Raw genomic sequence first — 8,783 nt, 5'->3', positions numbered from 1 at the left:
CCTGATAGCTGCCCGTTCTTAGACCCCGGACGGGCGGGTCAAGCGGACCCCCACGGCGCGAAGCGCCACCAGGGTCCGCTTGAGGCGACCGTCCGGGGCTGAGAGAATGGGCAGCAGGGGGACGGGGGAACCCCAACCCACCCCAGGCGCCCAAGAAAGCATCACATCCCGCGAAAGTCTCGCACCGGAGCGCGCGGCCCGCGACGCGGCGGGGTCGCCCCGGCCCGCAGCAGCAACACGCAGGCGCGATGCCGGTGGCCGCGGTACGGCTCGAGCAGCTCGAGCATCAACTCGTCCGAGCCGCGCCGCTCGCCCGTGAAGGCGTACGTGACCGCGTGCGGCAGGCCGTAGTCGCCGACGGACACGGCGTCGGGGTCGCCGAACACGCGCTGCCTCACCTCGGCAGACGTCCACACACCGATACCCGGAACGGCCCGCAGCCGGCGGTCGGCCTCGGCGGTCCCCAACGAAGCAGTCTCCTCCAACTGAGAAACATGCCGGCCGGCGGTGACGATGGTGCGCGCGCGTTGCGGGCCGACGCCGGCCTGGTGGTACTCCCAGGACGGGATCTTGGCCCACAGCTCCGACGCGGGGACCACGCGCATCCGCGCCGGCGCAGGTCCCGGGGCCGGCGAGCCGAACTTGCGCAGCAGCCGCATCCAGCCCCGGAACGCCTCGGTGCCGGTGACCTTCTGCTCGAGGATGGCCGGCACCAGCGCCTCCATGACCAGCCCGGTGCGGCCGATGAGCACGCCGGGGAAGCGGCGGAACGCGTCGGCGAGCACGGGGTGCTGCGGCGAGAAGCCCTCCAGTTCGTCGTCGGAGCCGAGCCATTGGGGCACCGCGTCCAGCGCCGCCGCCGCGCCCGGACCCCACGCCGTCGCCGTCACCTCGCCGCCGGCCGAGCGCGCCACGCACACCGTCGCTGGCTCGCCGCCCGGCCGGCAGGTGCGCCACACCCGCCCGCGCGCGTCGATCTGGAACGTCGGGTCGTACGGCCCGCGCCGGTGTGCCGCGAGCGTCGCCAGGACGTCGACCGGGCGCCGCGGCCGCCACGTCCTCTCCATCACCCGACCAGTCAAGCACGGGCCGCCGACACTCCTGAACACTCCCCGTGAGGCACACCGACGCCGCGGATCGGCGGCCTCCTGCACGACGGCGCGCCCGTGCTGGCCTGTGGTTTCGGCGTCACCCCGCTGTCTGAGCGCGACGGCGTCGTCACCGTAGGCTGGGCGCATGAGTGAGACCCCGGCAGAACTGCTGCGCACCGAGGTTCGTCGCGACGGCGCGCGGCCGTTCCTCACGTTCTACGACGACGCCACCGGCGAGCGCGTCGAGCTGTCCACCACCACCTTCGACAACTGGGTCGCCAAGACCGCCGGCTTTCTCACCGACGGCCTGAACGCCGAGCCCGGCGAGCGGGTCGCGCTGCGGCTGCCCGCGCACTGGCAGGCACTCGCCTGGGCGGCCGCCTGCTGGTCCGTGGGCGCCTGCGTGGTCCTGGACGACGACGGCGGCAGCGGCGGTCCCGACGGGGTCCAGGTGGCGGTCGCCGGGCCCGACGCCGTCGCGGCGGCCGCGGGCGGCGCGCCCGAGGTCGTGGGGCTGGCGCTGCGCCCGCTCGGCGGCCGGTTCACCGAGCCGCTGCCGCCCGGCGTCGCCGACTACGCCGTCGAGGTGCCCGGCTATCCCGACCGTTTCGTCCCCCTCTCCGCGCCCGACGACGCCGAGCCGGCGCTCGAGCAGGCCGGCACCGTCCATACGCTCGGCGGCCTGGTCGACTACGCCCGGCGGCGGGCCGAGCAGCTCGGCGCCGGCCCGGGCAGCCGCCTCCTGGTCGCCACCGACGACCTCGGCCCGGCGCTGCTCGACGCCCTCCTGGTGCCGCTGGTCGTCGGCGGCTCGGCCGTCCTGGTCCGTCACGAGGACCCCGCCCGCCGCGCCGCCCGCGCCGAGTCCGAACGGGTGACCGCCGCCGTCGCCTAGGGGTGTCCGGACGGGGCCTCTGCCGGTCTCCCGGCCGCCGCGTCGCCGCCCACGGCGACGCGGCGCACTCTCGCCCGGTGGCGGGGGCGGCCTGGGAGGAGGACCTCCCAGATGAGGCCGGGCTGAGGTGGAGCGAGGGCCCACGGCCGTGCGCCCGAACACGCACGAACCGGGCGCGAGGGTGCCCGCGGTCACCGCCCGGGTCGGCCCGGCGCTCGCGGTGTGGCACGATCAGGAACCATGCCCGCACCCCCCGGCACCCGCACCGTCGACGTCCTCGACGTCTCCGACCTCCGCTTCCCCGGTGGCACCTCGCACAGCATCGCCGAGGAGATCACCGCGCAGGCCCGCGCCGGCTACACCACCGGCCTGATCAGCCTCAACGGGCCGCTGGTCGCCAAGGTGTCGCCGGTCAACCGGCTCATCCGCGCGGGGGTCGAGGCCGGCCGGGCGAGGCTGCTCGTGGGCCGGGCGCCGGTCCGCGCGAAGGTCGTCGTCGTGCGCCACCCGGCGGTGCTCCAGCACGCCGCGGAGCAGCTGCCGCCGGTCGAGGCCGACCACGTCGTCATCGTCGCCAACGCCGCGCCGTTCGACATCGACGGGCACGAGCACTACCGGCCCGAGGCCGTGCACGAGATCGCGCGGCACCGGTTCGGCCGCGAGCCGGTCTGGGCGCCCATCGGGCCGCTCGTCCGGACCTCGATCGAGGGGCGGGTGCCGGCGCACACGCTGGCCGAGACCGACTGGGTCAACATCATCGACGTCGACGCGTGGGCGGTCGACCCGGCCGTTCGGGCCGCCCAGCGGGGGGCTCGCCCCGTCGTCGGGCGGCACAGCCGGTCCTCTCCGCAGAAGTGGCCGGCCGACGCCTCCACCCTGCGCGCCGTCTACCCCGTCGACGGGTCGTGGACGGTGCGCGTGCTCGGCGGCGCCGGCCCGGTCGAGCACCTGCTCGGCGACCTGCCGGAGAGCTGGGAGGTGTTCGAGTTCGGCGCCATGCCGCCGCGCGACTTCCTGGCCTCGCTGGACTTCTTCGTCTACTTCCACAACCCGCGCTGGGTCGAGGCGTTCGGCCGGACCATCCTCGAGGCGCTGGCCACCGGCGTGCCGGCCGTCCTGCCGCCGCACTTCGAGCCGGTCTTCGGCGACGCCGCCGTGTACGCCGAGCCGCACGACGTCCGCCGCGTCGTCGACGCCCTCTACGCCGACCGCGCCGCCTACGACGCCCAGGTCGAGCGGGCGCAGCGGACGGCGCGCGATCGGTTCGGCCACGAGGCGCACGTCGCCCGGCTCGAGCGGATCGTCGGCGCGCCCAGCGCGACCCCGGCGGCGCCGCAGCCCTCGCCGTCGTCGGCCGCCATCCTCGGAACGGCGGAGGCCGCGGCCGAGCGCCCGCCCCGCGCCCTGTTCGTCACCAGCAACGGCGCCGGCATGGGCCACCTGACCCGGCTGCTGGCCTATGCGCAGCGCTGCACGCCCGCGCTCGAGCCGCACTTCTTCTCGTTGTCGCAGGCCGCGCCCGTGGTCGGGCGGTTCGGGCACCCGTACGAGTACCTGCCGTCGGCGACGGCGACGGGGTTCGAGCCGGCCCGCTGGCACCGCTACTTCGCCGCCCGGCTGTCGGCGACCATCGAGCGCATCCACCCGTCGGTGGTCGTCTTCGACGGCACCTGGCCGTACGAAGGGCTCGGGCTGGTGCGCCGCGCCTACCCGGGCATCCGCTGGGTCTGGTCGCGACGGGGCATGTGGCGCCCGGGCATGAACCGCGACCAGCTGGCGAAGTCGAGCTGGTTCGACCTCGTCCTCGAGCCGGGCGAGCTCGCCGCGCCCGTCGACGAAGGCGTCACCGCCACGGCCGAGGCCACCCGCGTCGGCCCGGTGACGCTGCTCGACCGCGACGACCTCGACACCCGCGCCGACGCCCGCGCGTTCCTCGGCCTCGACCCGTCGGCGCCGCTCGCGCTGGTCTCGCTGGGCGCGGGGAACATCAACGACACCAGCGGCGACCTCGGCGCCGTCGTCGCCGCGCTGCGCGACCTCGGCGTCGAGGTGTGCGTGACCCAGCCCGAGATCGCGACCGGCCAGGGCCGCCTCGACGACGTCCACGTGGTGCGCGACTTCCCGCTGTCGCGCCGCTACCGCGCCTTCGACCTCGCCGTCAGCGCCACCGGCTACAACAGCTACCACGAGCTGCTGCGCTTCGGCGTCCCGTCGCTGTTCGTCCCCAACCGGTCCACCGCGCTGGACGACCAGGAGGGCCGGGCGCACTTCGCGGCCGCCCAGGGCTGGGCGCACTCGCTCGACGTCGTCACGGTCGACCAGGCGAAGCCGCTGCTCGCAGAGCTGCTCGAGCGCGGCGAGCCGATGGTGAAGCACGTCGCCGACGCCGACCCGGGCAACGGCGCCGCCGACGCCGCCCGCATCCTCACCGGCCTCGTCGCCGAAGGGCAGGACTGACCATGGCCGACCACCGCAAGCCGCGCCGCGTCATGCGGCACGTGCGCCGCATCCCGGGCTACCGCTACGCCCGCCGCACCGTCGTGCCGCGCATCCGCGACAGCGCCACCGCCCGCGCGGTCGTGCACCGGCTGTTCGCCGTCGACTCCAAGCAGCACACCCCGCTCGACGTCACCGCCGGCCGGCTGCTCGCGGGCATCGGCAGGGAGCGGCTGCCGGTCGCCGTGGTGCTGCTGCTCGGCCTGCCCGCTGAGCGGGTCCGCGAGGTCGTCGACGAGCTGGCCGAGCTCCAGGTGCTGACCGCCGGCTTCCGCCCGGTGGTCGTCATGGACGTCCCCGAGCTGTCGGCGGCGCGCGCCTACGGCTACCCGGCCGAGCTGCTCATCGCCCCGGCCGACTGGGCGCACGCGACGCAGACGTGGGACGACTACCTGCGCTCGACGCTGGCGACGATCTTCGCGACGTACCGCAGCACCGCGTCGGTCACCGTCGGCCCGGACGGGCTGACGCACACCGACCGGCTGCTGCTCGGCGCGCTGGCCCCGCGCGTGTGAGCGGTCGGCGGGGCGCGGGCCCCGCCGTCAGCGCATCTGCAGGTCGTAGCGCATGGCCCGCGCGGTGCCCTCGGAGACCATGGGGTCGAGCTCGGCGATGGCGGCCTCGACGTCGGCGACCAGGTTGCTCAGCGCGGACTTCACCGGGCCGGCGTTGGGGCCCAGGTAGTCGTCGTGGACCTGGCGGGCCTTGCTGCCCGTCCAGGCCGGCCCCTCGCCGATGGACCGGGTGGGGGCGTCCATGTTCGGTGTGGCTTCGACGGCGTTCTCGGTGCGGGTCTTGAGGCCGTTCATCGCCGAGATGAACGGGTTGGGCACGTCGTCGCTCATCACTACCTACTTATGGTTCGGTCACGGATTCAGTGAGGCTAGCATGGGCGGCTGGGCACGCCCCGACGACGCCGACGATGAGGATGAGTACGTGCGGACCAGCAGAACGGTCATCGGAGTCATCATCGCGCTGACCATCCTGGCGGCCTGTTCATCCGACGACGACGGCGCCGAGGTGCGGCTGCTGGCAGGCGGCGGCGACGACATCGACGGCACCGGCGCCGACGCCGCGCTCCCCTACTCGATCACCCGGCTCAGCTCCGGCGGCGACGGCACGCTGTGGGGCGTCACCGGCACCGGCGTCATGGTGCGGATCGACTCCGGGGGCGTCGTGCGCTCCACCCAGCTCCAGCTCGGTTCCGGCATGGTCCACGAGATCGCGGCGGCCCCCGACGGCACCGTGTACGTCCTGCTCGACCAGGCCGGCCAGGAGGCCGGCGAGGCCGCCGTCCTCGAGTTCGCCGACGGCGAGCTACGGCCCGCGGTGGGCGTGCCGGCCGGAGAGCCCGAGGGGCCCGGGCCGGTCACGCCCGACGGCGAGCCCGCCGCGGAGGCCGAGCTCGGCCACGTCGGCGACATCGCCGTCGACTCCGAGGGCCGGCTGCTGTTCACCGAGCAGGCCGACCCCGCGGGCGCCGACGCCGGGTACCTGCTGCGTCGGGTCGAGGCCGACGGCACGCTGGTCACCGTCGCCGGCCGCCCCAACCCCGGCTACGACGGCAACCTGACCGACGACGAGAGTGCCGCGGCGTTCTTCCCCGACGGCACGCCCGCCGCGGACCTCACTCTGTTCAGCGAGTCCGCCATCGCGGCCGGACCGGGCGAGCAGGTCGTCGTGCAGACCACGCAGAGTGTCTACGCCGTCGCGGACGGCAGCGCGACGACGGTGCTCGGCGCGGCGGGCGGCGGCGAGATCCCGCCGGCCACCGACGGCCCGTTCGGCGCCTCGGCCGCCGCGACGAGCATCGACTATCAGCCCGGATTCCCGCAGCTCAGCCTCGCGGTCAACGCCGAGGGCGGCATCGTCGCCAGCACGGGCGCGCTGAGCGGGTTCGACGCCGACGCCTTCCGCTGGCGGGTCGAGGACGGCAGCGACCGCGCGCAGGCCGTCGCCGACGCCGCGGCCGGCGACCAGCAGACCGCGCACCCGACTCTCTACGTGACGCCCGGCGGCGACGCGATGGTCGCCGCCGTCTTCGGCGGCCCGGCCACCTGGCTCGACGACGACACCGTCGCCGTCGGGGCGACCGGCGAGGACGACCAGATCATCGTGATGATCGACGTCGAGGACTAGCCACGCCTCTGCCGGCCCCGCCCCGGCCGGGACGGTCAGAACCGGCCGGGGCGGTCAGAACCGGCCGGGGCGGTCAGAACCGGCCGTGGTGGTTCTCGCCGATGTAGACCTGCATGGCCGGGTCCTGCGCCCACTGGTTGAAGGCCTGCAGCGAGGCGGGGTCGTCGGGGAACTCCGGGTTGGGCTGGCCACTGGGCAGGAACGGCGAGATGACGTTGCCCGAGGAATCGGTGAACCTGCCGCCGTAGAGCTCCTCGTAGAACGAGGGGTCGGCCTCCCAGGTGACGTCGCCGTCGTTGTAGGGGTCGACGCTGCCGGCGTTGTACTCGGCGACCGCCGTGGCCACCCAGGTCTTGTGCGCGTTGGCGAAGTCGTAGCTGAGCTCTGGCGGCGCCTCGCCACCGCCGGCGTTGACGATGGCCTGGGTGATGGTGTTCTTCATCGCGTCGATGAAGGCGTCCTTGCCCATGTCGAGCAGGGCTTGCGGGTCCGGCGGGACCAGGCTGAAGCCGAAGTCGACGAGCGAGCCGATGAACTCCTCGCGGGCCGCCTCGTCGTCGGCGATCTCACCCAGGACGGTGTCCCAGGAGCCCTGGAACGCGGCCGCCATCTGCTGCGACACCAGGTCGTCCCAGAAGTGCTCGTTGCCGTTCTCAGAACCCGCGCTGCCCTGGATGTAGTCGCCATACCAGGTGTACATCATCTGGTGCAGCCGGGCCGCGCTGTCGGGGTCGCGCATGCCCTCGGTGACGAAGGCCTGCCATGCGCTCGGGTCGACCTCGATGCCGTCGCGGCCGGGGTTGTCGCTGACGCCGCCCGGCGAGCCCATGCTGTAGACGAGGTCGTCCCAGTACTCCTCGGTGATGTCGGTGAACACCACGCGGTACTCGTCGAAGAACGGGAACGGCTCCTCCTGCCCACCGACCTGGTTGACGAGGTAGGCGGCGTTCTGCTCGGCGAGGTTGGGCTGGTTCTCGTCGTAGAGCCGCAGCCGCGCGTAGACCCCGCGGGAGTCGACCGTCGCCGCCCGCATGAAGTCGGCGAACGCGGCCCGGAAGTCCTCCTCGCTGGAGACCGGGCCGATGACCTGCGCCTGGTTCCAGACGTCTTCCCGGTGCTCGGCCATGTACTCGGCGCTGGCCCGCGGGTTGCGCGCGAGGCCGGAGTAGACGGCGGCCCAGTTCTCGACCCGGCCGATGTTGCTCTCGTCGCCGTGCAGCGCGGCCTCGGAGAAGGCCACGAGCGAGCCGTGGTCCCAGCTGCCGTGCTGGGTGAGCGCACTGATGCGGTCGACGATGCGGATGCCGTCGGGGTGCAGGCCCTTGTCGAGCAGCGCCTGGTTGATGCCGCCGATGAACGCCTCGTCGTAGTCGATGCGGAAGCTCGCGGTCGAGAACACGTTCGCCACCGCCAGCTGCGGCCCGTCGTTCGCCTCGTCGCCGTACGCGGTGGCCTGCTGGTCGGCGTCGATCAGGAGCAGGCCGCGCGAGGCGGGGCTGAGCTGGTTGATGAACGCCTCGGCGAAGTCGGGGTCGTGGCCGTACTGCTCGAGCTGCTCGTAGACCTCGGGCGGCACCTCGCCGTCGCCGTTGTTGACCTGGTCGGCCAGCTCGCGGCCGGCCTGCTGGGCGTCCTCGATGGACTCGAAGTCGTCGTTGAGGATGTCCGTGCCCTGCACGTTCAGCACGCCGTCGCCGGACCAGCCGTTGCTCTGGTACTCGGCCAGCAGCTGTACGGCCAGACTGTGCCGGCGGCGCATGTCGGGCATGATGTTCTCGAGGTCGGACTTCGCCTCGAGGAGCTTGTTGAGGTTGGTCTTGCTGACCCCGAAGTAGCCGAAGTCGGTCTCGAGCCCGGCGATGTGGTCGGTCAGCCCGGTCAGCGTCGCCCCGAGGTCGTCGACGGCCTGACCCAGCGCGTCGACGTCGATGGACGTGTACTCGCCACCGCCCTCGTCCGGGTGTCCCATGGCGTTCCCCTTCGTCGTCGGCAATCGGGCAGGGCCTCCGGACACGCCTCATGGACGTGTCGTGGTCATCCGTGCCCGATGCTGACCGACGAGCCCCCAGCATGCAGGACTCTAGCGGAGTGCTTCCCCTACCGTGTCACCATGGTGCACGCCCGGCGACCGACGTGCACACCGGCAGTCACACCGTCGCCGA

7 protein-coding genes are annotated in these 8,783 nt (G+C 73.6%); 4 read left to right on the top strand and 3 right to left on the bottom strand.

Annotation, left to right across the window (positions count from 1 at the left end; genetic code table 11):
* Positions 1-161: 161 nt before the first annotated feature.
* On the bottom strand, positions 162-1,067 hold the full coding sequence (locus E1212_RS03070; RefSeq protein WP_131978970.1) for a DNA-3-methyladenine glycosylase family protein: 906 nt from the start codon (positions 1,065-1,067) through the stop codon (positions 162-164).
* 169 nt (positions 1,068-1,236) lie between these two features.
* Between E1212_RS03070 and E1212_RS03065 the strand changes: the two genes are divergently transcribed.
* From E1212_RS03065 to E1212_RS03055, 3 genes are all read left to right on the top strand, one after another.
* The gene (locus tag E1212_RS03065; protein WP_131978931.1) at positions 1,237-1,986 is read left to right on the top strand and encodes a TIGR03089 family protein; all 750 of its coding nucleotides are present in this window, start codon (positions 1,237-1,239) and stop codon (positions 1,984-1,986) included.
* Positions 1,987-2,226: 240 nt separating this feature from the next.
* Entirely contained in the window at positions 2,227-4,443 is a 2,217-nt protein-coding gene (locus E1212_RS29870) for a glycosyltransferase (protein WP_203416277.1), read from the top strand.
* A gap of 2 nt (positions 4,444-4,445) precedes the next feature.
* Complete coding sequence (locus E1212_RS03055) at positions 4,446-4,997, top strand: SGNH/GDSL hydrolase family protein (protein WP_131978928.1); 552 nt, start codon at positions 4,446-4,448, stop codon at positions 4,995-4,997.
* A 27-nt stretch (positions 4,998-5,024) separates the two neighbouring features.
* Here the strand turns inward: E1212_RS03055 and E1212_RS03050 are convergent, their stop codons facing one another.
* Positions 5,025-5,327, bottom strand: a complete 303-nt coding sequence (locus tag E1212_RS03050; protein ID WP_131978925.1) for a hypothetical protein — start codon at positions 5,325-5,327, stop codon at positions 5,025-5,027.
* A 91-nt stretch (positions 5,328-5,418) separates the two neighbouring features.
* Here E1212_RS03050 and E1212_RS03045 point away from each other — a divergent pair, with 91 nt between their 5' ends.
* Positions 5,419-6,621, top strand: a complete 1,203-nt coding sequence (locus tag E1212_RS03045; RefSeq protein ID WP_131978922.1) for a hypothetical protein — start codon at positions 5,419-5,421, stop codon at positions 6,619-6,621.
* 73 nt (positions 6,622-6,694) lie between these two features.
* Here E1212_RS03045 and E1212_RS03040 read toward each other — a convergent pair whose 3' ends face one another.
* Positions 6,695-8,590 carry a hypothetical protein gene (locus E1212_RS03040; protein WP_131978919.1) on the bottom strand — a complete coding sequence of 632 codons (1,896 nt, stop codon included), beginning with the start codon at positions 8,588-8,590 and terminating at the stop codon, positions 6,695-6,697.
* Positions 8,591-8,783 lie beyond the last annotated feature (193 nt).

It is taken from the genome of Jiangella ureilytica (genome assembly GCF_004348545.1).
Lineage (GTDB): Bacteria > Actinomycetota > Actinomycetes > Jiangellales > Jiangellaceae > Jiangella > Jiangella ureilytica.
The sequence above is the reverse complement of the archived record's forward strand: the minus strand, read 5'-3'. Positions and strand labels throughout refer to the sequence as shown.